This window comes from Pseudoblastomonas marina (genome assembly GCF_034374265.1).
Lineage (GTDB): Bacteria > Pseudomonadota > Alphaproteobacteria > Sphingomonadales > Sphingomonadaceae > Alteriqipengyuania_A > Alteriqipengyuania_A marina.
Map to the genome: position 1 here is coordinate 2,086,358 of NZ_CP139718.1, position 24,043 is coordinate 2,110,400.

Annotated in this window: 32 protein-coding genes; 22 read left to right on the plus strand and 10 right to left on the minus strand. The window is 62.2% G+C overall.

Features of this window, described 5'->3' with window-relative positions:
• Positions 1-38: 38 nt before the first annotated feature.
• The 10 genes from T8S45_RS10280 to T8S45_RS10325 form a co-directional block, all read right to left on the minus strand.
• The gene (locus tag T8S45_RS10280) at positions 39-458 is read right to left on the minus strand and encodes a hypothetical protein (protein ID WP_322293659.1); all 420 of its coding nucleotides are present in this window, start codon (positions 456-458) and stop codon (positions 39-41) included.
• A complete protein-coding gene (locus T8S45_RS10285; protein ID WP_322293660.1) occupies positions 458-1,807 on the minus strand; it encodes an MBL fold metallo-hydrolase in 1,350 nt (449 codons plus the stop codon). Before T8S45_RS10285 ends, T8S45_RS10280 begins: the two co-directional genes overlap by 1 nt.
• 43 nt (positions 1,808-1,850) lie before the next feature.
• Positions 1,851-2,555: an NAD(P)-dependent oxidoreductase gene (locus T8S45_RS10290; protein ID WP_322293661.1), complete on the minus strand. Its 705-nt coding sequence runs from the start codon at positions 2,553-2,555 to the stop codon at positions 1,851-1,853.
• A 108-nt stretch (positions 2,556-2,663) separates the two neighbouring features.
• Complete coding sequence (locus T8S45_RS10295) at positions 2,664-3,152, minus strand: DUF6692 family protein (RefSeq protein ID WP_221543382.1); 489 nt, start codon at positions 3,150-3,152, stop codon at positions 2,664-2,666.
• Positions 3,149-3,676, minus strand: a complete 528-nt coding sequence (locus tag T8S45_RS10300) for a DUF305 domain-containing protein (protein ID WP_322293662.1) — start codon at positions 3,674-3,676, stop codon at positions 3,149-3,151. Before T8S45_RS10300 ends, T8S45_RS10295 begins: the two co-directional genes overlap by 4 nt.
• Positions 3,673-4,086 (minus strand): ion channel, encoded by a 414-nt coding sequence (locus tag T8S45_RS10305; RefSeq protein WP_322293663.1) that lies wholly within the window; start codon positions 4,084-4,086, stop codon positions 3,673-3,675. The genes T8S45_RS10300 and T8S45_RS10305 overlap by 4 nt, the downstream gene beginning before the upstream one ends.
• The gene (locus T8S45_RS10310; RefSeq protein ID WP_322295218.1) at positions 4,083-5,387 is read right to left on the minus strand and encodes an APC family permease; all 1,305 of its coding nucleotides are present in this window, start codon (positions 5,385-5,387) and stop codon (positions 4,083-4,085) included. Before T8S45_RS10310 ends, T8S45_RS10305 begins: the two co-directional genes overlap by 4 nt.
• 282 nt (positions 5,388-5,669) lie before the next feature.
• Entirely contained in the window at positions 5,670-5,942 is a 273-nt protein-coding gene (locus T8S45_RS10315) for a DUF5676 family membrane protein (RefSeq protein WP_322293664.1), read from the minus strand.
• 204 nt (positions 5,943-6,146) lie between these two features.
• Entirely contained in the window at positions 6,147-6,611 is a 465-nt protein-coding gene (locus T8S45_RS10320) for a DUF411 domain-containing protein (RefSeq protein WP_322293665.1), read from the minus strand.
• Positions 6,608-7,312 carry a class I SAM-dependent methyltransferase gene (locus tag T8S45_RS10325; RefSeq protein ID WP_322293666.1) on the minus strand — a complete coding sequence of 235 codons (705 nt, stop codon included), beginning with the start codon at positions 7,310-7,312 and terminating at the stop codon, positions 6,608-6,610. The genes T8S45_RS10320 and T8S45_RS10325 overlap by 4 nt, the downstream gene beginning before the upstream one ends.
• A gap of 133 nt (positions 7,313-7,445) precedes the next feature.
• Between T8S45_RS10325 and T8S45_RS10330 the strand changes: the two genes are divergently transcribed.
• From T8S45_RS10330 to T8S45_RS10435, 22 genes are all read left to right on the plus strand, one after another.
• Positions 7,446-7,742: a hypothetical protein gene (locus tag T8S45_RS10330; RefSeq protein WP_230782958.1), complete on the plus strand. Its 297-nt coding sequence runs from the start codon at positions 7,446-7,448 to the stop codon at positions 7,740-7,742.
• 3 nt (positions 7,743-7,745) lie between these two features.
• On the plus strand, positions 7,746-8,180 hold the full coding sequence (locus T8S45_RS10335) for a Spy/CpxP family protein refolding chaperone (RefSeq protein WP_322293667.1): 435 nt from the start codon (positions 7,746-7,748) through the stop codon (positions 8,178-8,180).
• Positions 8,181-8,186: 6 nt separating this feature from the next.
• Positions 8,187-8,747, plus strand: coding sequence for an RNA polymerase sigma factor (locus T8S45_RS10340; protein ID WP_322293668.1), 561 nt, complete (start codon positions 8,187-8,189; stop codon positions 8,745-8,747).
• Positions 8,748-8,802: 55 nt separating this feature from the next.
• A complete protein-coding gene (locus T8S45_RS10345) occupies positions 8,803-10,611 on the plus strand; it encodes a copper resistance system multicopper oxidase (protein ID WP_322293669.1) in 1,809 nt (602 codons plus the stop codon).
• Complete coding sequence (locus tag T8S45_RS10350) at positions 10,608-11,921, plus strand: copper resistance protein B (protein WP_322293670.1); 1,314 nt, start codon at positions 10,608-10,610, stop codon at positions 11,919-11,921. The genes T8S45_RS10345 and T8S45_RS10350 overlap by 4 nt, the downstream gene beginning before the upstream one ends.
• A gap of 24 nt (positions 11,922-11,945) precedes the next feature.
• Positions 11,946-12,464 carry a YybH family protein gene (locus T8S45_RS10355; RefSeq protein ID WP_322293671.1) on the plus strand — a complete coding sequence of 173 codons (519 nt, stop codon included), beginning with the start codon at positions 11,946-11,948 and terminating at the stop codon, positions 12,462-12,464.
• 27 nt (positions 12,465-12,491) lie between these two features.
• Positions 12,492-13,223 (plus strand): PepSY domain-containing protein, encoded by a 732-nt coding sequence (locus tag T8S45_RS10360; protein ID WP_322293672.1) that lies wholly within the window; start codon positions 12,492-12,494, stop codon positions 13,221-13,223.
• 231 nt (positions 13,224-13,454) lie between these two features.
• The gene (locus tag T8S45_RS10365; RefSeq protein ID WP_322293673.1) at positions 13,455-14,126 is read left to right on the plus strand and encodes a DUF2231 domain-containing protein; all 672 of its coding nucleotides are present in this window, start codon (positions 13,455-13,457) and stop codon (positions 14,124-14,126) included.
• A gap of 65 nt (positions 14,127-14,191) precedes the next feature.
• On the plus strand, positions 14,192-14,548 hold the full coding sequence (locus T8S45_RS10370) for a hypothetical protein (protein ID WP_322293674.1): 357 nt from the start codon (positions 14,192-14,194) through the stop codon (positions 14,546-14,548).
• A gap of 285 nt (positions 14,549-14,833) precedes the next feature.
• Positions 14,834-15,187: a hypothetical protein gene (locus T8S45_RS10375; RefSeq protein WP_322293675.1), complete on the plus strand. Its 354-nt coding sequence runs from the start codon at positions 14,834-14,836 to the stop codon at positions 15,185-15,187.
• Between the two features lie 71 nt (positions 15,188-15,258).
• On the plus strand, positions 15,259-15,528 hold the full coding sequence (locus T8S45_RS10380; RefSeq protein WP_322293676.1) for a hypothetical protein: 270 nt from the start codon (positions 15,259-15,261) through the stop codon (positions 15,526-15,528).
• A 268-nt stretch (positions 15,529-15,796) separates the two neighbouring features.
• Positions 15,797-16,201 (plus strand): single-stranded DNA-binding protein, encoded by a 405-nt coding sequence (locus T8S45_RS10385; protein ID WP_322293677.1) that lies wholly within the window; start codon positions 15,797-15,799, stop codon positions 16,199-16,201.
• A 402-nt stretch (positions 16,202-16,603) separates the two neighbouring features.
• On the plus strand, positions 16,604-16,825 hold the full coding sequence (locus T8S45_RS10390) for a hypothetical protein (RefSeq protein ID WP_322295219.1): 222 nt from the start codon (positions 16,604-16,606) through the stop codon (positions 16,823-16,825).
• Between the two features lie 572 nt (positions 16,826-17,397).
• Positions 17,398-17,670, plus strand: coding sequence for a helix-turn-helix transcriptional regulator (locus tag T8S45_RS10395; RefSeq protein WP_322293678.1), 273 nt, complete (start codon positions 17,398-17,400; stop codon positions 17,668-17,670).
• A 6-nt stretch (positions 17,671-17,676) separates the two neighbouring features.
• Positions 17,677-18,561, plus strand: coding sequence for a replication initiator protein A (locus T8S45_RS10400; protein WP_407654895.1), 885 nt, complete (start codon positions 17,677-17,679; stop codon positions 18,559-18,561).
• Between the two features lie 161 nt (positions 18,562-18,722).
• Positions 18,723-19,250, plus strand: coding sequence for a DUF2840 domain-containing protein (locus T8S45_RS10405; RefSeq protein WP_407654936.1), 528 nt, complete (start codon positions 18,723-18,725; stop codon positions 19,248-19,250).
• Entirely contained in the window at positions 19,247-19,828 is a 582-nt protein-coding gene (locus tag T8S45_RS10410; protein ID WP_322293680.1) for a S26 family signal peptidase, read from the plus strand. Before T8S45_RS10405 ends, T8S45_RS10410 begins: the two co-directional genes overlap by 4 nt.
• Positions 19,825-20,157, plus strand: coding sequence for a DUF736 domain-containing protein (locus T8S45_RS10415; protein ID WP_322293681.1), 333 nt, complete (start codon positions 19,825-19,827; stop codon positions 20,155-20,157). Before T8S45_RS10410 ends, T8S45_RS10415 begins: the two co-directional genes overlap by 4 nt.
• A 34-nt stretch (positions 20,158-20,191) precedes the next feature.
• Positions 20,192-20,842, plus strand: coding sequence for a lytic transglycosylase domain-containing protein (locus T8S45_RS10420; RefSeq protein ID WP_322293682.1), 651 nt, complete (start codon positions 20,192-20,194; stop codon positions 20,840-20,842).
• Positions 20,843-21,076: 234 nt separating this feature from the next.
• Positions 21,077-22,825 carry a relaxase/mobilization nuclease domain-containing protein gene (locus T8S45_RS10425; protein WP_322295221.1) on the plus strand — a complete coding sequence of 583 codons (1,749 nt, stop codon included), beginning with the start codon at positions 21,077-21,079 and terminating at the stop codon, positions 22,823-22,825.
• The gene (locus tag T8S45_RS10430; protein ID WP_322293683.1) at positions 22,770-23,330 is read left to right on the plus strand and encodes an antitoxin Xre-like helix-turn-helix domain-containing protein; all 561 of its coding nucleotides are present in this window, start codon (positions 22,770-22,772) and stop codon (positions 23,328-23,330) included. The genes T8S45_RS10425 and T8S45_RS10430 overlap by 56 nt, the downstream gene beginning before the upstream one ends.
• Entirely contained in the window at positions 23,317-24,018 is a 702-nt protein-coding gene (locus T8S45_RS10435; protein ID WP_322293684.1) for an RES family NAD+ phosphorylase, read from the plus strand. The genes T8S45_RS10430 and T8S45_RS10435 overlap by 14 nt, the downstream gene beginning before the upstream one ends.
• The last annotated feature ends 25 nt before the right edge of the window (positions 24,019-24,043 follow it).

Consider the following 24,043-nt stretch of genomic DNA (forward strand, 5'->3'; position numbering starts at 1 on the left):
CAGAGGCAGGAGCGCGCAGGCTTAAGCCTGCACGCGGGTCATGCCGGAAATTGCGGAGGTGGCGGCTCTGGCCCCAGTCCTGTGGCTGCGAGCGAATTGGAGATCAAACCGCTGAATTGCGCAGCCTGCGCCGGTCTTTCTCCGACCAGGGTCGCATCACCCCCTGGAACGAGGGGCGGGATGCAGCCGAATGCCACGAGACAATCCAGCCGAAGGTTCTTGCAAGGCACGCCGTCATGATCGTCCATGGAAGCTGCTCCCGCCATCATCTCCATCTCGGCGCAGGTCGGTTTGCCTGCATCGAGCGCCTGAGGCAGGGCAGACGCATGCGCTGCCGATTGAACGAACAGCCCGCAAGCGATCAGTAACAGTCCAAGGGAGCGCAAGACTCGCATAAAAAGGGCGTAAAGCTTTGAGGAGCGCAAGACAAGGACCTCCAGTCCGGTGCGCTGGTTCATCACGACGCGTGCTGCCAGGCACCCATCGAGCCCAGATATACGTCGAGCTTTTCGAATCCTTTGCTTTGCAGCCAGCCCGCAGCCACACTGGCACGCATGCCACTGGCGCACATGACGGTATAGGCGCGTTCGCGATCGAGCTCGGCGAAGCGGGAATTGAGCTCGCCCACGTAGATGTGTTTCGATCCCTCGATCGCGCCGCTGCGCCGCTCATCGAGTTCACGCACGTCGAGCAAGGTCCAGTTGTCGCGCATGCGCTCGAGACGATCCTGAACCTCGCTCGTCCCGATCATCGGCAGGCTCGCTATCTCCATTCCTTGCGCAGCAGCCGGGACGATACCGACATAGCCGCCGACGATCGAATCGAGCCCGATCCTCACGAGGTGCGTCATGACCGATGCCAGCTGGTCTTCCGCCGATCCGACGAGTGCGATTGTGTCGCCTTCTCCGATGAACCAGCCCGCAAACGCCGAAATCATGCCGACCGGAAGGCATATCGAACCGGGCAGATGCCCGCTTGCGTATGCAAGCGGATCCCGCACGTCGACGACATGATCGGCGTCGATTTCGCGAATGTCCGAGAGCATGAGGCGTTTTGGTCGCAGGATCCGTGGCGCGGGAGATGTTCCCTCGACATTCAGGCGTTCCACCAGCCTGAAATAGGGCGGTTGGTAATGATGCTCGGCGAGCTTCGCCTCGATGAACTCCTCGCGATCGGCGATCTGCAGCCGCGGATTATTGCGACGTTCGTGGCCTATGGTCGAGAATTCGCGGTCCGCCATTCCCGAACCGCAGACGGAGCCTGCACCATGCGCGGGGTAAATGATCGTCTGGTCACCCAGAGCGCAAATCTTTTGCAATGAATCGTACAGGAGGCCCGCGACCTCCCGCGCGCGCTCGGGATAGAAATCGGTTCGGCCGACGTCGCCCACGAAGAGCGCATCGCCGGTGAAGACGCCGACCGGTCCTTCGGGATAATCGTCGTCGTGAAAGACGAAGGCGAGATGATCGTCGGTGTGACCGGGAGTTTCGAGCACCGAGGTCCGCAACTTCCCGATCTCGAAAACGTCGCCCTCTCGCGCGGTGTCGGCGAAAACAATCTCGTCCGCAGGGTTTGGACCGTGCAGAACGCGGGCACCGGTCATTTTGGCCAATACCGGCGATCCCGTGATGAGATCCTCATTCCTGTGCGTTTCGAAGATATGCGTGATCTCCAGCCCTTCGGCGCGGGCACGCTCGACATAAATCTCGCAGTCCCGGCGCGGATCGATGACCGCTGCCTTGCCCTGCGAACCAATCAGATAGGAAAGGTGGGAGAGACCGGGGGTCTTTATCTTCTCGAGCAGCATGTTTTGCCTCGTTGTTGGAGTGTTTCCGTGAGACCGCGTCGATCTAGTCGATCCCGAGTTCGGCTTTGAGTGCCGAGACATTCTCGAAGGGGTCTGCTTCTGGACGGGCGATAGCGGGCTTGGCGTTGACCCAGGTGTTCTCGCAGACGAATTCGAGCATCGCTGCCGCGAGGTCGGCATGCCGGCAACGAAAGCAACCCTCGGCAAGACGCTCGTCGGAAATGACGGCTTCGCCCGTATAGGGTTCGTCGAGGAGCCAGCCCGGTCGCGCCGCCGTCCATTCCAGGCCTTTCGCGCGCTCCAGAAGATCTTCCATGACACGCATCTGTTCGAGAATATTGTGCAAGGCTGGTCTTGCTGTGAGCTCGAACCATGCAGGAACGCTGGGCTGCGGCTCTACGAACGCCGCCGATATCACGACGATCCGGGAAATGCCGGTCGCCGACATCGCTTCCACCAGCCTGCGGGTTCCCTCCGTGTAAAGCGGAGGCGGATCGATCGCCGTGGATGGGCTAAATCCTATACCGAGTGCGGAAATGACCGCACGGCAACCTTCGAGCTCGCTGCTGAAGTCGTCGTTGAGTACATCGCACTGGAAGTACTCGACATTATCGACCCGGTCCGATGGTTCGGGCAAGGTGTGCTCGAACGCTCGAACCTCGATGCCCTTGCGAACCGCATGGCGCAGTATTTCCGTGCCGGTCTTTCCTCCGGCACCGAAGACCGCAAGGGGGGCTGCATCGCTCACAGGCTCAGCTTCCACTGTAGCACCTCATTATAAATTCGGCCGCGCGTGCCGGGCCGATCATGATCATGGAGCGGGCACCGACGGAAGCCGGCGCCCGCTCGCTCGTGTTCACGCTTCGCTGTTGCCGCAGGTCGTGTACCCCCAGAACCCGAACTCGTCCTTCATCCGGGGGCCGGCGACGATGAGCTCCTGCATTTGCAGGCCCGCGTCTCCTTCGTCATCGAGAAGGCGCGTACGGATACGAAGCTCACCATTCGCATACTCACCCGAGGCGCTTGCCGTGACGGGGATCAGTTTGCCATTGATCTTGATCGCCCCGCGACCGCTGTTGTCGTAGACGAACGACGGGAACGCGACCTCGGTCAGGCGGAACTGGCACGTGTTCTCGGCTCCCAGCGCGGCGAGGTCCGCGTCGCTCATGGTCTCGGGCAGCATGAGGCCGGGGCTGAGATTGGCAAGAGCGCTCGCAGCGCTCTCTATCGGCGCTGCCGTTGCCGGAGGATCGAGCTGTGCTTCGCGGTCATTACCGATCGCGGTGTTGGTATTGCAGGCCGCCAGCGGAAGGGCTGCAAGAGTCAGAAGTGCGATCTTGTTCATTGCTGCATCTCCTCGGACAGGCGTTCTTCGGTGCGCGGGCCGTTCTCCTCGATGTCCTGGATGAGGTATTTCATCTCGGCGATCTCACGCCGCTGCGCCACGATGATGGCCTGAGCAAGTTCCCGGACACGCGGATCCTTCAGGCTCGCCCTTTCGCTGGTCATGATCGCGATCGAGTGGTGCGGAATCATTGCGGCCATGTATTCGGTGTCGTCGACCGTGGTCTGGCTGCGTACGAGCCATAGCGCGAGTGCGAAGACGACGGCTCCGACACCCAGGATGATGAAATTCTTGGTCCGGTCCTTGTACATGCCCCACATGAAGAGCAGCATGACCACCATCATCATCGCGCCCATGACGAACATCATCCAGAAGCGCGTTTCGCTCCAGAACACGTCGTCCATGTCGAAGCTGTTGGCATACATCAGGAAGAACATGATCACGGTCGAGGTGGATACCATGGCCATAAACCGCCAGTAGTTGCCGCCCCCTCCCTTGTCCGAGTGGGATGTACTTTCAGTCATGCGTTTTCTCCTTCCTTCATCATGGTCCAGAACAGTTGTGCCGAGCAGCTGATGAGTGCGAAGCCGGTCAAGGCTTCGACGCCGGCAATGACGCGCAGGTGCTCGGTCGGGTAGATGTCGCCGAGCCCCAGTGTGGTCACGTTGATCAGCGAGAAATAGAAATAGTCCATCGCACTCATCGCCGGCGTCTTGTCGAACCCGCCGAGGCCCAGCTCCGCGCCCAGCCAGAAACCGCCAGCGAAGAGCGTCGCGACAAGCAGGTGCGATGCCAGGGCGAGAAGCGCGACCCCAAGCCTGGCAGAGAAATTTCGGCGTGCGTCGAGCATGCGATGTCCGACACCGAGAATCGAAAGATGCGCGCCGACCGAAGCCAGAAAAAGTGCAATGGCGAGCACAAGTGCGGCGATCATCTATAATCTCCATCGTGAGTGGCAGGCATTTCACGAAGCGCGGGATTTCGACGGAGATAGAACCATTCGGCTCCGAACACTGCGACGATACCTGCGACCGCATAGGCGACGACCGCAGGGTCGGTTTCGAGCTTGGCGAGGGCAAAAGCTGTCAGGACTACGCCGTCTGCCACCAGGGCCGACCAAAGGATCCAGGCGCGCGCGCCTATCTCTTCCCGCAAACCGCGCAGCACGCCCCAATGTACAAGCATGTCCATTACGAGATAGAAGAACGCTCCGAGCGAGGCGATCCGCGAAAGATCGAACAGGACCGCGAGCGTGCCTGCGACAACAACGGTATAGACCAACATGTGACTGCGGATCGGTCCGCTCATGCCAAAATGGCTATGCGGGATCATCTTCATCTCGGTCAGCATCGTCAGCATTCGCGAAACGGCGAAAACGCTGGCGATGACACCCGAGGTCGTGGCTGCGATCGCGATTGCCACTGTGAAATAGAAGCCAAGCTCTCCGAGCGCGGGGCGCGCAGCCGCCGCAAGCGAATAATCGCGCGCCTCAGCTATTTCTGACGTGCTGAGGCTGGCACCGACCGCCACCGCGACAAGGAGGTAGACGACCACGCATATTGCGATCGAGATGATTATGGTTCGACCGACATTCCGGTGCGGATTGATGATTTCACCGCCACTGTTGGTGATGGTGGTGAAACCTTTGAAAGCAAGGATCGAGAAGGCGACCGACGCGAGCAGCGCGTCGAGGCCCGAAAGCGCGACCGGCTCTGAGAAGGCACCGTCCGAAAATCCGCTGGCCCAGATCGCCGCAATCGCGAACAGGGCGATGCCGCCGATCTTGATCGCCGACATAATGAGCGAAAATCCGCTGACCGATTTGTTGCCGGCCGCATTCACGAAATAGGCGAAAACGATGAGCGCCAGTGCCGCGACGGAAACCAGAACGCCGCTGCTCTCAAGCCCAAAGGGCCGCAGGGCATAGGTCGCGAAGGTTCGGGCGACCAGGCTTTCGTTGATGACCATCGACAGCGCCATCAGGAGCGATGCCGAGGCTGCCACGACGCCTGGTCCATAGGCTTTTTGCAGGATCATCGCGATGCCGCCCGAGGAAGGCCAGCGGTTCGACATCTTGATGTAGCTGTAGGCGGCCAATGAAGTGACCGCAGCGCCGGCAATGAACGAAAGCGGGAAAAGCGGTCCAGCCAGTTCGGCAATCTGGCCGGTCAGTGCGAAGATGCCAGCGCCGATCATGACGCCGGTTCCCATTGCGACACCGCCAAGCAGCGTTATCGAGCCCGCACTCTCGCTATGTTGATCGTCGCCATTTGTCTGCAAGTCTTTCCCCTGTCGATGTCCTCCCGTCCGAGAAACATCACGATAAGCAGTACGTTGCGAAGCGGCTCACCCCTCAAAAAATTTTCTGACGGGGCATGCCATCCTTGGGCTGGCCCGGGAATAGCGTTGAGCTATCGATTTCCGGCGGCGCGCTTTTTCTTCCTGCAGCGATGCCGATGGCGGCGCGTCAACGCACGGCAGTCCACGCTGAGTGCGCCTAATATTCAGCGCCTCAAATCAGGAAAACCGGGCTTGGAAAAACCGGTACAGCGGGACTGCTACAAGTGCGATGTACCAGCCGTAGAGAAAACTGCCCACCGCTCCTGCAAGAAATCCTGACAGGGTCAGCCATTCAAACCATGGCAGTAACGGAGCCCAGGCTTCGTGCATGTGAAACCGCTCGGGTGCAAGCGCCCCGAAAGCAATGCACAGGAGATAGCTGACAAGCAGAAACACGCTGAGCGTCCAGCCCCATGCGAATATCGAGCTCTTGATTGATCCTTTTACCATCGCATTTCTCCCACTTCGTGCGTGCTGAAATCATACAATTGGACGGGTCCGGGACCGTGGGGGCAGCTGGCCCCGGACCCTGCGAGAAGTTCGATAGGCTTCTTACCGCCTGTCCCTGTTTTACCGGGTTCTTTGTCGCTTCCCGCAATTAATCTTCATCACCTGCATCCCTTTCACGGTGACGCATGGTGTGGTCCCACACCCTCACGGAAAGGATGCGAAGACGCTCTGTCCGGCTGAACCAAAGGCGATGACCTCGTAGGGCTGCACCCGGTCTCCTGCCTCCATACCGGGAGATCCCAGAGGCATTCCCGGAACCGCTAGGCCGGCAACGCCGGCGGGCCGCTCGCGCAAGAGCTTGGCGACTGCCTCGGCAGGCACGTGACCTTCGATGATGTAACCATCGACCTCCATCGTGTGGCATGACCACAATTCTTCCGGTACGCCCCGCGCGGTCTTGATCGCCGCCATGTCGTTGCTGTCGACCGATGCCACCTTCGTGTTCATCCCATCTTCGAGATGGCCTGCCCAGTTGAGGCAGCATCCACATCCGGGATCCCTGAACATAGTATAGTTCGCTGCCTGAGCCACGTTCGAACAGGCTGCCAGCACGAGCAAGGCCGCGCCGCTAATTGATCGCCGGGACAGCGAAGGCTTTTTCCAGATCATTGTGCAATTCCTTTCTTATATCCGCGCCATAGCGAGATCGTCCCGGTCACCGTCGGGAACCGGTGGAGCAGGCATGGCTCGGTGAAGATTTCGGCGAACAGTTTTTCGACTTCGCCGTCGGCGCTGGGCTGCGTGTCGCTTACGCCGTCAAGCGACTGGACGGTCGCCCGGAACAGGCTCCGCATGAGTGGGCTATCCTGCTTCATATAATCGGCGATCAAAACGGTTCCGCCTGGCACGAGCAAGCTTTCGATAATTTCCAGGATTGCCTGCTTCTTGCGCAAGGGAACCTGGTGAAGGACGAGGCTGCTGACGATCTTGTTCGGCCGCCACCCTGCGGGCAGCTCGAGGCTTTCGAGAAAGCCATTGTGCCATTTCACGAGATCGGCTCCCGCTCCAAACTTGTGCCGCGCAAGCGCGAGCGCCTCCGGGTCGGGTTCGACACCGATCAGACCCGCTTCCGGGCAATCCGTCATCAAGGCCTTGAGAAGAGTGCCGGTTCCGCTGCCAACATCGATCACCCGGTCGCCGGGGACAAGGTGCAGCTCTTCGACAATCTTTTGGCGCCAGAGATGTTCGCGGGTGAACAGACCGATCGCCCGGTCGTAAAGCGGCGTCAGAAAGCTCTTGCCAAGAAGAGGCGTAAATTCGCCCTGATCTTCAGGTGCGGTGATATTGCTCACGAGTTGGCTCCCATTCATCCCGGGTTCGACCCGATTCTGACAGACCCGTCTCGATTACGTATGGCGGTGGACATTCCCTCAAAAAAGGAACTTTAAGGGATTGTGCAGGCGAGCGCGTATAGGACACGTGCAACCCACAGGAGTTTTTCGGATGCGTGACAATCACTCTCTTGATGCGGTGCTCGGAACCCTTTCCGCCACCGCCACCAACGAGGTCCCCGCGGACTTCATGGATGGCGTTTGGCAGCGCGCCGGACAGCTTGGCGAAATCGCCGACCGACGCCGCCGGACGGCTCTGTTCGTCGGTCTGTTCGTCGTCGGGCTTGGAGCTGGCGCCGGAACAAGCGGTTGGCCTGGCAGCTATGGCACGTCGTCCGCGCCACTGGGCGAGAGTCTTATCCTCGGCGAACAGCTGTCCCCATCGGCACTCCTCCATGTGGAGCAATAAGGTTTGAAGACGACGCATATCGTTCTCGCGGTGCTTCTCGCAGCGCTCGCAGGATGCCTCGGCGCGATTGCCGCGGACCGCTGGGCCAATCACGAGGCAGGCTCCGGCCTTCACGATTTCGTGCACGACGAGCTCACCCTGACGGCCGACCAGGAGCAGCGTCTCGACGCGCTCGAGGCCCGTTTCGCCGTCGAAAGGGCACGGCTCGAAGGATCGGCGCGCGCAGCCAATGCCCGGCTCGCCCAGGCGATGGAAAACGAGCACGAGTACGGCCCCGAGGTCTCGGCCGCGATCGACGAGGTGCATGCGCGCATGGGCGATCTGCAGAAGGCAACGGTGCGCCACGTCTTCGATATGCGCGAAATCCTCGATCCAGAACAGCAACGCCAGTTCGACCGCAAGGTCTCCGACGCCCTGACCCGCGACCCGCGCGACTGAAGCGCCATGTCGGGGGCGGGCTACAATCCGGATGAGGCCCTTGTCTCGCAGGCGAGGGCTGGAAACAAGCGGGCTTTCAGCCAACTCGTCGAGCATGAAACCGGCCGGCTTCTCGCGCTCGCGACACGCATGCTTTCCTCTCCTTCCCAGGCCGAGGACGTTGTTCAGGACAGCCTGGCTTCGGTGTGGCTGACGCGTCATCGGCTCGATCCGGACAAGCCGATCGGACCCTATCTGACAACCGTCGTCCTCAACCGGTGCCGGGACCGTTTGCGCAGGCGCAAGGTCGCGGGCTTTTTCGGATTGTCGGGCGATGCCGAACTCCATTCCGTCGCCGACGATGTCCCGGGTCCTGAAGCGCTGGCCGTTTCCAGGGAAGAGCTCAATCTCGTTCAGGCCGAGATCGCACGAATGCCCGTAAGGCTGCGCGAAGCCCTCGTGCTCGTGACCATCGAGGGGCGTAGCCAGGCCGAGGCGGCCGATCTTCTCGGAACGACCGAAAAGGCGATCGAAACCCGCGTATACCGCGCGCGCAACAGGCTGAAGGAGCGCTTCGAAAAACTTTGAGGGGTTGGATGGGCGGGCGCGTAAGTAACGGTAAACGCCAAGTCAGGAGCCCTTTATGATCGCCGTCAATCGACGCAAGTTTCTCGGAGCCGGAGCAGGAGGCATGGGCCTGCTCGGCCTTGCCGGGGCGATGCCTGCCTGGGCACGCGGCGCGGACATCCTCGCAGGTAACGCCCGCAAGGGGCTGGACGAGGTATCCGGCCCCAATATCGACCTCACCGTTGCCCGATCGGCTTTCGCGACCGGTAACAGGCGCGGCGGAGCGATCGCCGTCAATGGCACTATCCCTGGTCCGCTGTTGCGATTGCAGGAAGGCACGACCGTCCGGCTCAATGTCCATAACCAGCTCGAGGAAGATACCTCGATCCACTGGCACGGTCTGCTCGTGCCGTTTCAGCTCGATGGAGTGCCCGGCGTGAGCTTCCCCGGTGTCAAACCGGGAGAGACCTTCACCGCCGAATTTCCGGTTCGCCAGTCAGGTACCTACTGGTGGCACTCGCATAGCGGCCTGCAGGAGCAGGCCGGGCATTACGGCGCGATCGTGGTCGATCCCGCCGGACCCGATCCGGTTCAGGCCGACCGCGAATATATCGTGGTGCTGAGCGAATTCAGCGAAATGTCGCCCCACACGATTTTCGACAAGCTCAAGAAGGGCGAAGGCTACTTCAACTACAACCAGAACACCTGGACCGACGATTACCCGCTTTCGGGCGAGGATCGCCGGATGTGGGCGAAAATGCGCATGATGCCGACGGACATCCTCGACGTGTCGAGCGCGGCTTATACCTATCTTCTGAACGGCCATGGCCCGCTCGACAATCTGGAATACCTCTTCCGCCCGGGCGAACGCGTGCGGCTGCGCTTCATCAATGCCGGCGCCATGACCTTCTTCAATATTCGCATTCCCGGCCTGCCGATGACCATCGTTCAGGCGGACGGGCAGAACGTCGAGCCGGTTGAGGTCGACGAGTTCCAGATCGGTGTGGCCGAGACCTATGACGTCGTCGTGACGCCGGGCGCGCAACAAGCCTACACGCTGGTCGCGGAGTCGATGGACCGCTCGGGCATGGGTATTGCCACGCTGGCGAGCGCACCCGGCGCTCGCGCCGCCATTCCGCCGCTGCGCGATCCGCCGCTTCTGACCATGGCGGACATGGGCATGAGCGGCATGGACCACGGCTCGTCTGGCGATGCCGGCATGTCGGGTATGGACCACGGAAGTGGCGGCGACATGGCAGGGATGGATCATGGTTCCTCCGGCCAATCCGAGATGCCAGGCATGGCCGGCATGTCTGGCATGCAGATGCGCGACACTTCGCTTCTGCCGCCCGATGTGAAGGTCGGGCCCGGTCTCGACATGGTGTCGATGAACCCGGTCGACCGCATGGGCGATCCCGGCATCGGCCTCGCCGATGTGCCGCATCGTACGCTCGACTATCGCAAGCTGCGCGCTCTGACGCCGCACCGCGAGGGCCGCACGCCGTCCCGGCGAATGGAAATTCATCTGACCGGAAATATGGAGCGCTACATGTGGTCGTTCGACGGCAAGAAGTTCTCCGCCGTCTCGGACGAGCCGATCCGTTTCGCCTATAACGAGCGCGTGCGCGTGAAGCTCGTCAACGACACGATGATGGCGCACCCCATTCACCTTCACGGTCATTTCTTCGAGCTGGTCAATGGCGCGCCGGCCGATCGTCAACCGCTCAAGCACACGGTCATCCTGCAGCCGGGTGGCAGCGCGCAGTTCGACCTGACGGCGGACGAACCGGGCGACTGGGCTTTTCACTGCCACCTTCTCTACCACATGCATGCCGGGATGTTTCAGATCGTCACGGTCGCCAATCCCGACGGGAGCGAAGCATGAAAATTCGTATTGCCAGCCTGCTCGCATCGGCCGCAGCCAGCTCAATTCTCGCCTCCCCCGCGGCGGCGCAGCATGCCGGTCATTCGTCGGCGGAAGCGCAGCAAAGCGCCGAGGCGCAGGCTGACCCCGATACAAAGTGCGAGGAAGAAGCCGAGCGCCATCGCGCGATGGGGCATTCGGTAGCAGATGGAGCATGCGAACCGGCTGCACAGCCTGAAGCCGCCATGGACCGCTCGCAGATGGATCACTCAACCATGGATCATGGTTCGATGACCGCTCAGGATGGCCATTCTGGCATGACAATGCCAATGGACGCTGCCCGTCCACAGGCATCGCCCGAAAGTCATGAAGGAATGGATCACGGCTCGATGCCGCAGGGCAAGCCCGCCGAAGGCGCGATGGATCATTCGCAGATGAATCACGGCGAGATGGGACAGGCGGAGGCCAGTTCGTCGATGGACCATGGGCAGATGGATCACAGCCAGATGAACCATGGGCAGACGCCTTCGCAGGACAGGCAGGGCATGGACCATTCGGCGATGCAGATGGGCTCGGACGATGATATCCCGCTGCTGCCGCCTCCTCCAGAAGCAGGGAGCGGCCCAGCGCGCGCGGCGGTCGCCATCTGGGGCGAGGAAGCCATGAACGAAGCGCGCCGCGAGCTTGTCCGCGAGACCGACGGAGGAATGCGCTTCTGGTTTCAGGGCGACCGGCTCGAATACCGCGCCCGCGAGGGGAAGGATGGATATCTGTGGGACATCCAGGGATATTATGGCGGCGACATCGACAAATTCTGGTTCAAGTCCGAGGGTGAGGGCAGCTTCGGCGAACCCGTAGAAGGCGCCGAGGTCCAGGCGCTCTGGAGTCGCGCCATTGCGCCCTTCTTCGATTTCCAGGCGGGTGTTCGCCAGGACCTCACCGGTCCGGAGCGCACGCACGCGGTTATCGGTATCCAGGGTCTCATGCCGTACCGCTTCGAGGTCGATGCCGCGGCCTTCGTCTCCACCAAGGGCGATGTGACCGCGCGTATCGAGGGCGAACTCGATCAGCGCATCACGCAGCGGTTGATCCTCCAGCCCAGAGCCGAACTCGCGCTTTCTGCGCAGGACATTCCCGAGCTGGGCATCGGTGCCGGGCTCGATCGGATCGAGGCAGGTTTGCGTCTTCGCTACGAGTTCGCACGCGAATTCGCGCCCTATGTCGGCGTTTCCCAGGAATGGCGCATCGGCGACAGCGCGGATTTTGCGCGGGCCGCCGGAGAGGATCCGAGCGTCACCAATTATGTCGTCGGTGTGCGATTCTGGTTCTGAAATCTCAAAAAGGATAGAAATTCTATGACCAAGACTTTGACACGCATCGCGGCGACTGCGCTTGTTGCCACGCTGTTACCGCTGCCAGCCTTCGCGCAGCAGATGGACCACTCTTCCCATGCGAACCATCAGATGCACGCGATGGACGCTTCGGCGGACGATGTCGCGGGCGCTGAAGAAACCCTCAAGGCCTATCGCACCGCTCTTGAAGCGCGCGACGCGCAGGCAATGCGCGCGCTCTTCGCCGAGGACTCGGCGATCTTCGAGAATGGCAAGGCCGAAGGAAGCTTTGCCAATTACATGGAGCACCATTTGGGCCCCGAGCTCGACGCGATTGTGAGCTTCACCTTTACCGACCCCACGCTGACCGTCACCCGGATGGGGCACATGGCCCATGCCTATGAGACGTATGGCTATCGCATCGAACTTAGCGATGGCCGGGTGATCGAGCGCGACGGCGTGGCGACATCGGTGCTTGCTCACGATGCGGACGGGTGGAGAATCGTCCAGTACCATTCCTCGTCGCGCGCGCCGCGCAACTGATTACGGCTTTCGAAGAGGTAGCACCGGTTGGCAACGCCGTCGCTGAAGCTGCGCCTGCATGTGCTCGGCAGCAAGATCCACAAATGGCTGGCGATTTTCGTCGGTGTCCAGGTTCTCTTGTGGATGGGAACCGGCGCCCTCATGTCGTTTCTCGACCTGGAAGAAGTTCGCTCCGAACATGTCGTTTCGCGTGAACAAGAGGCGCTGCCCGCCGATGCCCCGCTCCCGGCCTGGGTCGCAAACGACGGTACTCTTGCAGCGGTAACGACACGTTCGCTCGACGGCGATGCCGTGACCGAGGTCCGCAAGGTCGACGGTAGCGTGAGCCTCCACGATCCGGTGACTGGGCGTAAACTCTCCCCCATCTCGGCGGCAACGGCAAAATCCATCGCCTTGCGCGCATGGACCGGGCCGCGCACGACCATCGAGGCCGCACGGATCGTCGATGACCCCGTCGGAACAGAGTTTCGCGGGCCATTTCCGGCCTGGCAGGTCACCTATGCCGACGAGGCTTCGACGCGCATCTACATCGATGCCGCCAGCGGCACGCTCGGGGCGGCGCGCAGCGATACATGGCGCCTGTTCGATTTCATCTGGGGCCTGCACATCATGGACTGGACCGAGCGCGATCGCATCAACAGTTGGTGGCTTCTGCTGTTCGGCATTGGCGGGACGATCATAGCCCTGTCGGGTTTCGTCCTGCTGGCGAACCGGATGCCGAGGCTGCGCCGCCGCGCAAAGAAGAGCAAGCTCGCCTGAGCCCATGGGGCTAATGTGCGTGGGCGAACGCCTTACCCTCGTTCGCCAGGCCGAACGCGGCCAGGAGCCGAATGCGTTCGACGATCGCGATGGTGCCGCCATCAGACGTGATACGGCGGACGCACATCTGTCGCGCCAATACCATCAAATTAATGTGAGGGGCAGTCGGCTGCCGTGCGTATCAGGCACATAGGTCGCACTTTAACTGCAGGGTCGGGAGACATACGAGACATGAAAGCCCCCTCATTTTTGGCGCTGCTCGCCGCAAGCCTGCTCTTCGTCGGACCCGTTCAGGCTCATGGCGACGAAAAGCACGGCGAAGAGGCGAGCGCCGCGCCTGCTGCCACCAATGGCGATGTGCACGACCAGGCGGCCATGGCGCAGATGGGCGAGACTGCGGATGCTGGCGAGTCCTCCGGCGCGCACGATGAAGCGGGCGCAGCCCATGACGAGGCCGGTGGCCATGCGGATGAGAGCGAAACCGGCGTCATGGCCGTACTGAAAAAGCTTCATCCGGCAACGATCCACTTCCCGATCGCCTTGTTTTTCATGGCTGCGGCCACCGAATTGTTCGTGATGCGCCGGAAAGGAGCGGGCCTGGAAAGTGCGGTGCGCGTACTCGTCTACGGCGGCGCGATCGGCGCAGTCGTCGCAGTTCTGTTCGGATGGATTCACACCGGCCTTTGGTTCGGCGGCGATGCCGTCATGCAGGTCCATCGATGGAACGGGATGCTGATCGCGGTCCTCGGTGTGGCAATGGCATACCTCGCGAGCAGGCCGAGCCAGAGCCGCGCCTGGTTGCGTACGGCTATCTTCTCGATGGCAGCACTTATTCTGGTGCAGGGCTTCCTTGGTGGCGAGCTCGCGCATGGGCCAAACCATCTCGGAATTTCCTGGCTCTGAAGGAGTTGAACAGCATGCGTACTTCCAGGTCAAAAACAGCGATCGCATTTTTCGCGATTGCGCCGATGATGTCCGCTCTCGCCGCTTGCGACGAAGCGCAGGAGAGCACACCGACCTCAGAGGTGTCGCCGATGGGCGAAGCAGCGGTGACGCCCGGCATGGCACCCGAGGGTGGTCTTGCAGACCCGACAACCTCTACCTCCGAAAGTGAGTCAGTGGCTGCGCGGCAGGACGCTCTTTCGACAGGCGATGCTGCCGCGCCCGCGTCTCGGCGAGCCGCCTCTCCGGTACCACGTGCAACTGCCACATCCGCCGCGCCGGCACCGCGCGCGCAACCCGAGAGCGAGGCGACCCCGCCCGCCGATCCCCATGCCGGCCATGACATGTCCTCGATGGCCGATCACGACATGGAAGGCATGTAATCCGGCGCATGGCCCATCAGTCAGGATAGTCAGGAGAAATCGTCTGCAAGCAATCGCGACGAAAATCCGGACATCAGAAAAGGACGGCCCCGCCTCCCCCCGAAGCCCTGCGGGTCGCAGGTGCCCATGGGGCCGTTCTGGAACCCCGCGTGAAGACCAACCCAACGCGCGGGGTTCCATCTCTTCGTCTTCGTTGTCGTCGTGCCAGGCGCTTCCCGGCATGGCTTCGTGCTATACAAGCATTGCGCTGCCAATCGCGTGGTGGGACATGGAAAGGAACTGCCAATGACCGAAAAAAGAAAGGCCGGTGCGCTGTCGCGCTGGGAAGACGAAGGCGGTGCGCTCCCTTGCGGGCCGCAAGAAGCCCTCGCGGCCGATTGCGAGAAATGGGACATCCCTCCGCTCACGGATGCCGAAATAATCCAGCTACGCATAAGGGTGATCGCGCTCGAAAACATGGTGCTAGGATTATTGTCCACGGCAAGCGATCATCAGCTCACTGCGATCGAACAACTGGCCGAGTTCATCTCCCCACGCGCCGACGCGACGCAGCATCCGCTAACCTTGCACGCTGCCACACAAATGGAGAACTTTGTGGAGCGCGCTCGACGGTTTCGCGAGGAACCTTCAGCCGATTGACCGACGTATGACCGGCCCTCGAACCCTGGCTCTCCTGCCTGCGGCTGGATCGCTCACCTGAAGAGACTGCGATGGACCTCGATACGCTCCTCGCCCGCTATTTCCGCACTGCCGATCTCGGAATGGTTGGCGCAGAGACATTGGCATCGGGGATCGAGCGGTGCCAGGTCGATCTCGGTCTCGAGCAGGACCGGGGCAAGCGCTTTGCCCTGTGGGCCATGCTCTACCTGCTCGGGTCTGCCCCCGACCTCGAGGCCGTGTTCGACAAGGCAGATGATCGGGATTCAGCCCGCAATTTCATGGATCTCCTGGCGGCATCGGAAGGCGATGGGGTAAGCTGATTGCAGCAGGGTCCTGGCACCTTCAGGCCCGCACCCGATACCCATCCGGCTTTTGTCGCGAACAGTCCTGAACCAGGTCAGCTGAGGACAGCAACCCGTTCCTTTGACGGCCGTGTTGGCAGCTGCGCCGCCTGCCCGCACCACCCGTCATGAACAGGTTCCCCTTGGAGCTTTGCTCCTGCGGTGCAGTCCTCCCGTGCCCTGCTTCTTCTGGATGTTCGCAAGCCGGAGATGGTCTCCGGTTTGAGGAACTGAAGGAACTTACATCATGACCAATATCGCAATCCTCACCGGCCGCATCGCCCGCGATCCCGACACCCGCGAGACCAAGGGCGGCACCAATGTCACCGGCATCACCGTTGTCACCGATCGTCCAGCGCGGGACAAGGACGGCAAGACCTACAAGGACGAGAACGGCTACACTGCCAAGGAAAACGAGTTCCACCGGGTGACCTGCTTCAACGGCCTCGCCAAGACCGTCGGCCAGTACTGCTCTAAGGGCCAGCTGGTCAGTGTCCAGGGCCGCATCCACTACACCCAGTGGGAGGACAAGGACGGGGTCACCCGCTACGGCACCGAGATCCTCGCCGACAAGGTCGACTTCCTCTCCCGCGGCAACGGCTCCGGCGAGAACGACGACAACGACAACACCGACGCTCCCGAGATCGACTGACATCGATCCCGGTCGTCCCCTTACGAAGAGGCTCTGCCGGAAACGGCAGGGCCTTTTTGCTGTTCACCTGTCCTTTCGCTCGATCTGTTCTCCCTGGGTCAGACAAGCTTTGCCCGGATGGCCAAATCCATGCTGGCAGCGCTCATTCGAAGCCGTCGTTTGTGGTGGACTGGATTGGCCTGGCTTTGCCGCACTTCCAGCATGATGGTCCTGCACTGTCCGCATCAAGGACGTCAGGGGCCCCACCATTTTGCCCGCCACCGGATTGCATCCGGCGCCGGACAAAATCGTCACCCCCTGCGCCGCTTCGCGGTCGCCCGTGTGGGCGATCCTGTGACCCGGCCTGCCCAGGCCCATCCGCCGACCTCCTGTCGTCTCGCGACAGATTTCAGGAGGATTATCATGACCTATTTCACGCAATGCACACTGCCCTCGCGCAATTATTTCGAGGCTCTGGAAACAGCCGAGCAACGGGCCTTGCACAGCTTCTTCGACCAGCATGTTATCGAGGATGACGAACTCGGATATCGCGCGGTCGACGAAGGCGACTACAACGCGCTGCCCCCGCATCTTGCGGTTCGGGTCGTTCATACCGTCCATGGTGGAATGCTCGACGAATTCTGAGGCATTCGGCAGGGCAGGGGCCAGCAGCGGTTCCTGCCCTTTTCCTTTTGTCTCAGCAGCTGGGCTTTAGGGTCAAGATGTCGATCCCGAAGAAACCGGCGCTTCTCCGAGTATCAGCCTGGCCCACTGGCCGTCGGGGTATGTCGAGCGGGGCTGGGGACGCACTCTGTCCCGCGCATCTGGCGATGCGCTCCTGAGGGTGCGACGTTATGTGTTCCGGGGCCCCGCACGCACTTGCGACCCGGCAGCGGGTCGGGCGAGCGGGAAGCTACGGCCGCGACACGCCCCGCTTGCCTTGCTTCCCACATGCCCTTGGCCGCTGCCATTCTCGCAGGTGCGGCATCTTTCTCGGACCTTTCGGCATTGCAGCCGAAAGCCTGCCGGGCTGCGCGATGTGGCCGGGCTCTACACGGATGCCGCCCCTCCTCGATCTTGCCGAGCCCACGACCGGTAGGGGCGACAAATCCGAACGCAGCATTGTGTCGCTCCCCCCATCGCCAAGGCATGCGCCATCACCCTCCGCAATCAGCGGCAGTTAGCCGCAGCCACCCAAGCCTCGTGGAGCTCATAATATGCCCGCCGTTCCCGATCCGGTCCGTCCCCGCTATCTGCGCACCCCCGATGCCGCAGTGCATCTGGGGCTTTCGCCGCGCACGCTCGAAAAGCACAGATGCTATGGAACAGGGCCGATCTACCACAAGCTCGGCGGCCGCATCGTTTACCGGCCCGAAGATCTCGACGCCTGGGCCGAGCAGGGCCTCCGGCGTTCGACCAGCGATCCGGGCAAGGGCGTTGTCCATCCTGCCAAGCGGATCGACGGCTACACCGGTCCGGTCCGGCGCTGAGGCGGTATGATGCGCTCCTTGAGGACATCGGACGGCGAGGCCGGACAGCTCGACCTGTTCTTTGGCGCGGGCAGCGACATCGCTGCGCGCGATGCCCAGGACCTGATGGCCTGGCCTTTCTTCAGCCTCGCCAAGTCGAAGCGGGTGAAGCCGATCGACTTTCGCATGGGCGAGGTCGCCATTCTGGTCGAAGCGACCGCCGAGCATGGCATGGCCACGATCTGGGATGCCGATGTGCTGATCTGGGTAGCGAGCCAGATCGTCGAGGCGCGCGATGCCGGCAAAGCCACCTCGCGCCTTATCGCGGCGACGCCCCATGAAATCCTGACCTTCACCCGGCGCGGAACCGGAAAAGCTGGCTACGAGCGCCTGAAGGCAGCGCTCGACCGCTTGCAGTCGACCAGCATTGCCACCTCCATCCGGCAGGCCGGGACGCGGCGACGCCGACGATTTTCCTGGATCAACGAATGGCGCGAACGGCTCGATGACAAGGGGCGCGCACTCGGCATCGAAATGATCGTGCCAGACTGGCTCTACGAGGGTGTGCTGGACCGTGCGCTCGTCCTGACTATCGACCCGGCTTATTTCGCGCTCACCGGCGGTCTTGAGCGCTGGCTCTATCGCATCGTGCGCAAACACGGCGGCAAACAGAAGGGTGGGTGGAGTTTCGACATTTCGCACTTGCATGTGAAGTCTGGTGCCCTGTCGCCATTGAAGCGCTTCGCTTTCGAAGTGCGGGCCATCGTCCGCCGCCAGTCCCTCCCGGGCTACAGCCTCGCTCTTGAGCACCAGTTCGGCCGCGAGCGCCTCCTGTTCGTCGCGACGCCTGTCGATCCCTTTACAGCCGCGCGGCGCCGCATCGGTCTGCCCCCTGTGGAAAAGGGCGTGTGATGTTCGGACTATCGGGAACCATGACGTTCGGACGATCGGGAACCCGATGCCCGGACTATCAGGAACCGAATGTCTGCGCGACTCGCCGGAAACGCAGCGCTCGCGGAGCCCTTAACAATGCTAACAAGGAATCTTCCAGATTCCTGCTAACACAGCCACGCCTGTGCAAAAGCGCAGCGCGCGCTTCGCTTCCGCCCACGGAAAGGGTCGACGCAGGTGCCGGTGATCCGCCACTCACGCATGTCACACTGGTGTGGCGCGGCGGTGTGCAGGAAGACTGGCTTCGGTTCGGCAAGCCCGTTGAAGAGCGCATTCTTGATCGCCGGACGCGTATCGAAAGCTATGCTCCGGGACAGGTTTTTGCCTTGGTTCGGTGGGCTTCGAACGATTACGGGACTATCCGCTCGGCGTTCGCAATCGCCCGCGCCGTCGGCATCGGCGACCCGTTGACCACATTGCCGCAGGTCGATCCCGGCGCGCAAATCCTGTTGTCGGTGAAAGGCTGGCCCAAAGTCCGCCAGGCCTTTGCGCTGATCGATGCGATCGAGGAGCACGGCATCGATCCCTGCGATGTGGCTCCGGACCATTGGCGTCATGTCCACAACAGGCTGGCAGCGGGCATGCAGGCACGTTCCTATTCCCCTGCGCGCCATCGCGACTGGATGCGGCGGCGAAAGCTGCAATCATGAAGCGGCGCACCGCCTTTCTGGCAGGCATGGTCGCGGCAGCGACACTGGCCAGCACTGCCTTCCCGCTCTCGCGACTTTTCATCTGGAACGCGACTGCCAGCGTGCCGGTTGGCCTGTATTCTATCGGCGGAAAGACCGGTCTTCAAAGAGGCGACCGCGTCGCGATCGAACCTGCTTTCAGGCTGCAGCGATACCTCGCCTCGCGTGGTTATCTTCCTGCGGGCGTTCCGCTCATCAAGGAGGTTGCGGCGCTTGGCGGGGATACGGTCTGCCGGCACGACCTTCTGATTACAATCAATGGCAAGCCTGCGGGGTCGGCGCGCCAGCTCGACAGCCTTGGACGCGGACTGCCCGTCTGGGAAGGCTGCCGGACTATCGCGGCGGATGAACTGTTCGTGATGAACAGGTGCGCCCCCGGCAGCTTTGACGGGCGTTATTTCGGGCCTGTCGCACGCGCCGATGTCATCGGGCGGGCGCGGCCCGTCTGGACCGATGAAGCGGGCGACGGAGACTATGTCCTGCTTGCCTCGCTCGCCGACTTTCCCATCCCCAACGTCACTGAAGGAGACGCACAATGACCTGTATCGGCACTTTTACAGCTACGCCCGACGGCTTCGAGGGGCGGCTGAAAACCCTGACTATCGATAGACCGCTGACCCTCGTGGCCGCCGACCCCGGCGACACCGAGAACACCCCGGATTATCGCATTATGGCAGGCGAGGGCGAGGAAACCTACGAAGTGGGCGCAGGCTGGAAGCATGTTGGTGACAAGGCGGGCAGCTTTGTTACGCTCCTCATCGACGATCCTGCCTTGGCGGGGCCCCTGCGCGCCAATCTGTTCAGTTCTGACGACCAGAGCCATGTCCTGATATGGTCGCGCAGCGCGCGCCGCCCGGCAAAGGACTGAATCCGTGCCCCGCCCGTATCTTCTGCCGGGACTCATGGCCGCCGTGCTGGCGGCGAGTCCCGGGCAGGCTTTTGCGCAATCGGAGCAGTTTGTCCGACCTTCGCCGCACGTCGAGATGGCGGCTCATGTCAGCGAAGCATCGCAGCAATTCGGCATTCCCGAGCGCTGGATCTACGCGGTGATCCGGGTCGAAAGTGCTGGCCGGGTGCGGGCCGTTTCCACGGCAGGGGCCATGGGCCTCATGCAGCTCATGCCCGGAACCTGGGCGCGGCAGCGCGCCCGGTTTTCCCTCGGGCAAGACCCGTTCGACCCACGCGACAACATTCTGGCCGGCACGTCTTACCTGCGCGAAATGTACGATCGCTACGGCGCGCAAGGCTTCCTCGCTGCATACAATGCGGGTCCGGGACGCTACGAAGACTGGCTTGCCGGACGGCGTTTGCTGCCACTCGAAACACGCCGCTATGTCGCCCGGATTGCGCCGCTGTTGCAGTCCGAGCGCATTTTAGCAGCGGCGCCTCTACAAGCCGGGAATGTTCCGCCCGGCGTCTTTCAGCCTCCCGGGGCGGCGCGACAAGAGTTGGACGAGGTCGCTACGCCCGGCCCCGTAGCGAATCCCTTTGCGCGCCTGGAACAGCCAGAGCATGATCTTTTCGCGCCCATCTCGACGGCTTCCTCCCAATGAAAGCGAGCCTCGCACTTTCGCGCAGGCATGCGTTGACTGGCGAAACTGAGCGTAGGAGTGGCGTTCTAGACAACAAAAGAAGAGAGGGATGGCGAGATAAAAGCAGCGCCGTCGGCCGGGCTGCAGGTGGTTGGTTTTATTCGGCAATCTACGCCGTCTCTGCGATGGACCAGCAGGCGCTTGCGTCGAAATCCTTAGGCTTTTCAATGCTGAAAGCGCCGTCTACCGGTTTTCCTGTCTGTGGCTGACGATGAACTCGATATTAGGCCGGGTCGGTCGAGAGACAGCGATTCGCGCGCCTATCGCAAGGCCGGTACGCTGGTCGGGCGCGTGCTGCAGGTTTCACGCCGTTCAGGCTATACACCGCTCGGGCGAGGCCGGGCGGGCGGCGGGACCGGGCACCGGGGGCGCGGCAAGCGTGCTGCGTTCCGAGGCCGCCCCCATGCTTTCCAGCGGCGGGTCATCATCAAGGCGCGCGTCGTTCGTCACAGGGGCAGTCATTTCCGCTCGGCACCGCTCGCCCGCCACACCGCCTATCTCGAACGGGACGGCGTCACCCGTGACGGATCGGATGCCCAGATGTTCGATGCCTTGTCGGATGAGGTCGACGGCGATGCCTTCGCCGCGCGCTGCGAAGACGACCGGCATCACTTCCGCTTCATCGTGTCGCCGGAAGACGCAAGCGAGATGGCCGACCTGCGCGCTTTCACGCGCGAACTGCTCGAAGATATGGCGAGCGACCTCGATACCAGGCTCGACTGGGTGGCGGTCGATCACTGGAATACCGACAACCCGCATGTCCATGTTCTGGTCCGCGGCGTTGCCTCGGACGGCAGAGATCTGGTGATCGATCGCTATTATATCAGTGAAGGTATGCGTGCCCGTGCCCAGGAGCGCGTCACTGTCGAACTCGGCCCGCGCAGTGAGCGCGATATTCAGCAAGTGCTCCGCCGCGAAGTCGATGCCGAGCGCTGGACCTCGCTCGACCGCCGCTTGCAAAAGCAGCGCGACGATCTTGGCGTGGTCGATTTGCGCCCAGAGGTTGGTGCGATACGCCGCAGCAACCGCGCATTCCTTATCGGCCGCGCACAAATGCTCGAACGCATGGGATTGGCTGATCGGGTCGGGTCGGCGCGCTGGACCTTGGCCGCAGACCTCGAACCGACATTGCGCGCGCTTGGCGAGCGCGGCGACATCATCAAGACCTTGCACAAGGCGATGAGTGGGCGCGGCGCACAAGGCGCCCTTGCATCCTTCGCGCTGCATGGAGAAGACGAGAACCGCCTGGTCATCGGAAGGTTTGTCGAGCGCGGTCTTCATGATGAGCTGACGGGCGAGGCCTATGCGATTGTCGAAGGAGTGGACGGGCGAGCGCATTATCTGCGTTTTCCCGATCTGGACCAGACGAGCGACGCGGCCCCGGGCGCCATCGTCGAGACAAGCGAATGGACCGACCGCAAGGGGCGACGGCGCAGTAGTCTGCTGGTGCGTTCGGACCTGCCACTCGAGCGGCAGATTGACGCGCGCGGGGCGACCTGGCTCGACCGGCAGCTGCTGTCGCCTCGAGCCGAGACGTTGACAGACGGCTTCGGCAACGAAGTCCGCCAGGCTCTGGATGAGCGCCGTGACCGGCTTGTCGATCAAGGGCTGGCGAAGCGGCATGGGAAGAGCGTGACCCTGGCCCGCAATCTGCTGGGAACGCTTCGCAAGCAGGAACTGGACGCAGCGGGCGAAGCGCTGGCCGCGCGTCACGGCCGTTTGGCAAGACCAATTGCGGAGGGCGAACATGTTTCCGGCGTCTACCGCGAGCGCATCACGCTCGCCTCGGGCCGTTTTGCCATGATCGATGACGGAGTGGGCTTCCAGCTCGTGCCCTGGAGGCGCGACCTTGAGCGGCATTTGGGGAAAGAGATCGCAGGCAAGGTCAATGCGCGCGGTGGTGTCGATTGGAACTTTGCGCGCGCGCGCGGGCCCGCGGTTTGATGAGCACCTGCATCAAACCGGAAATCTTGACAACGCATCACATGATGCTTATAAGCGCATCAGGAGATGCGATATGGTTAGTGCAGCAATTCAGCATGCCGAAGCTCCCAGCGGGCTTCAGACCTTTACGAGCGACGGTGATCGCAGCCGCCTCACTAGCGCTGCGGTCAAAGCCGTGCTGCGTCTCATCGAGGCCTGGGGTGCGAGCAACGCCGAAGGCGCCGCGCTGCTCGGCGTGTCCGAAAGTACCTGGGACCGGATGAAAGCCGGAACCTGGGAGGGCTCGCTTGGTCAGGACCAGTTGACCCGCGCGTCGGCGCTGATCGGTCTGTTCAAGGGATTGCACCTGCTCTTCGCCAACGACATGGCCGATCGCTGGCCAAAGCTCGAAAACAGGGCGCCGGTGTTCGATCGCCGCTCGCCGATCCGGGCAATGATCGAAGGCGGCATTCCGCGCATGCTGGAGACCAGACAATATATCGACGCGCTTCGTGGCGGGCTCTGAGGAGGCAGGCGAGCCCCCGCAGATCCGCGAAGCATTCGAGCGGACGGTCCGGCTCGTTTCCAGCGCGCGTTTGCGCGAAGCAGTCATGGCTCCGCTCGCCGACAATGATGAAGAGCTTGCGCTGCTCGCCGAAATCGAGGGGGCGACGAGTTCGCGCTTGATCGCCGAAGAGCGCGGGTTCGGCGGGCTGACAGCCGACGAACTCGTTCATGGCGTGCCGCATGCCAGGTTCATCAATGCGAGCTTTGCTTACGCCAAACCGCGCGAGCCCAATCGCTTCAACCCCGCGAACCGCGGCGCATGGTATGCCGCGCTCGATGTCGAGACCTGTATTGCCGAGGTCGGCCATCACCTGACACAGGCGCTCGCCGATGCCGGCGATTTCGATGCCGTTGTCGAATATGGCGAGATGATTGCCAGCATGGCGGGCGTCTTCATCGATTTGCGCGACCTACCTGGTCACCCGGCCCTCGATCCGGACAAGACGAAAGGCTATCCTGTCGGCAATGCTCTAGCGGCGCAGGCACGCGCAGCCGGTCATAACGGCATTATCTATCCCTCTGTGCGCCATGCGGATGGGACTTGCATCGCGGCCCTGTGGCCCAACGTCGTGCAATCGGTCGCGCAAGGGGCGATGTACCGCCTGACCTGGTCCGGCAATCCGGCCTACGTTTGGGAAGCGACCTAAACCACGTGCATAACCGTTACGAAAA

Excerpts from the sequence above, each read along its gene's own strand:
- T8S45_RS10280 (WP_322293659.1), bottom strand. The coding sequence starts at position 458 with ATGAACCAGCGCACCGGACTGGAGGTCCTTGTCTTGCGCTCCTCAAAG.
- T8S45_RS10285 (WP_322293660.1), bottom strand. The coding sequence starts at position 1,807 with ATGCTGCTCGAGAAGATAAAGACCCCCGGTCTCTCCCACCTTTCCTAT.
- T8S45_RS10295 (WP_221543382.1), bottom strand. The coding sequence starts at position 3,152 with ATGAACAAGATCGCACTTCTGACTCTTGCAGCCCTTCCGCTGGCGGCC.
- T8S45_RS10300 (WP_322293662.1), bottom strand. The coding sequence starts at position 3,676 with ATGACTGAAAGTACATCCCACTCGGACAAGGGAGGGGGCGGCAACTAC.
- T8S45_RS10305 (WP_322293663.1), bottom strand. The coding sequence starts at position 4,086 with ATGATCGCCGCACTTGTGCTCGCCATTGCACTTTTTCTGGCTTCGGTC.
- T8S45_RS10315 (WP_322293664.1), bottom strand. The coding sequence starts at position 5,942 with ATGGTAAAAGGATCAATCAAGAGCTCGATATTCGCATGGGGCTGGACG.
- T8S45_RS10320 (WP_322293665.1), bottom strand. The coding sequence starts at position 6,611 with ATGATCTGGAAAAAGCCTTCGCTGTCCCGGCGATCAATTAGCGGCGCG.
- T8S45_RS10325 (WP_322293666.1), bottom strand. The coding sequence starts at position 7,312 with ATGAATGGGAGCCAACTCGTGAGCAATATCACCGCACCTGAAGATCAG.
- T8S45_RS10330 (WP_230782958.1), top strand. The coding sequence starts at position 7,446 with ATGCGTGACAATCACTCTCTTGATGCGGTGCTCGGAACCCTTTCCGCC.
- T8S45_RS10340 (WP_322293668.1), top strand. The coding sequence starts at position 8,187 with ATGTCGGGGGCGGGCTACAATCCGGATGAGGCCCTTGTCTCGCAGGCG.
- T8S45_RS10345 (WP_322293669.1), top strand. The coding sequence starts at position 8,803 with ATGATCGCCGTCAATCGACGCAAGTTTCTCGGAGCCGGAGCAGGAGGC.
- T8S45_RS10350 (WP_322293670.1), top strand. The coding sequence starts at position 10,608 with ATGAAAATTCGTATTGCCAGCCTGCTCGCATCGGCCGCAGCCAGCTCA.
- T8S45_RS10355 (WP_322293671.1), top strand. The coding sequence starts at position 11,946 with ATGACCAAGACTTTGACACGCATCGCGGCGACTGCGCTTGTTGCCACG.
- T8S45_RS10365 (WP_322293673.1), top strand. The coding sequence starts at position 13,455 with ATGAAAGCCCCCTCATTTTTGGCGCTGCTCGCCGCAAGCCTGCTCTTC.
- T8S45_RS10370 (WP_322293674.1), top strand. The coding sequence starts at position 14,192 with ATGATGTCCGCTCTCGCCGCTTGCGACGAAGCGCAGGAGAGCACACCG.
- T8S45_RS10375 (WP_322293675.1), top strand. The coding sequence starts at position 14,834 with ATGACCGAAAAAAGAAAGGCCGGTGCGCTGTCGCGCTGGGAAGACGAA.
- T8S45_RS10380 (WP_322293676.1), top strand. The coding sequence starts at position 15,259 with ATGGACCTCGATACGCTCCTCGCCCGCTATTTCCGCACTGCCGATCTC.
- T8S45_RS10385 (WP_322293677.1), top strand. The coding sequence starts at position 15,797 with ATGACCAATATCGCAATCCTCACCGGCCGCATCGCCCGCGATCCCGAC.
- T8S45_RS10390 (WP_322295219.1), top strand. The coding sequence starts at position 16,604 with ATGACCTATTTCACGCAATGCACACTGCCCTCGCGCAATTATTTCGAG.
- T8S45_RS10395 (WP_322293678.1), top strand. The coding sequence starts at position 17,398 with ATGCCCGCCGTTCCCGATCCGGTCCGTCCCCGCTATCTGCGCACCCCC.
- T8S45_RS10400 (WP_407654895.1), top strand. The coding sequence starts at position 17,677 with ATGATGCGCTCCTTGAGGACATCGGACGGCGAGGCCGGACAGCTCGAC.
- T8S45_RS10410 (WP_322293680.1), top strand. The coding sequence starts at position 19,247 with ATGAAGCGGCGCACCGCCTTTCTGGCAGGCATGGTCGCGGCAGCGACA.
- T8S45_RS10415 (WP_322293681.1), top strand. The coding sequence starts at position 19,825 with ATGACCTGTATCGGCACTTTTACAGCTACGCCCGACGGCTTCGAGGGG.
- T8S45_RS10420 (WP_322293682.1), top strand. The coding sequence starts at position 20,192 with ATGGCCGCCGTGCTGGCGGCGAGTCCCGGGCAGGCTTTTGCGCAATCG.
- T8S45_RS10430 (WP_322293683.1), top strand. The coding sequence starts at position 22,770 with ATGCGCGCGGTGGTGTCGATTGGAACTTTGCGCGCGCGCGCGGGCCCG.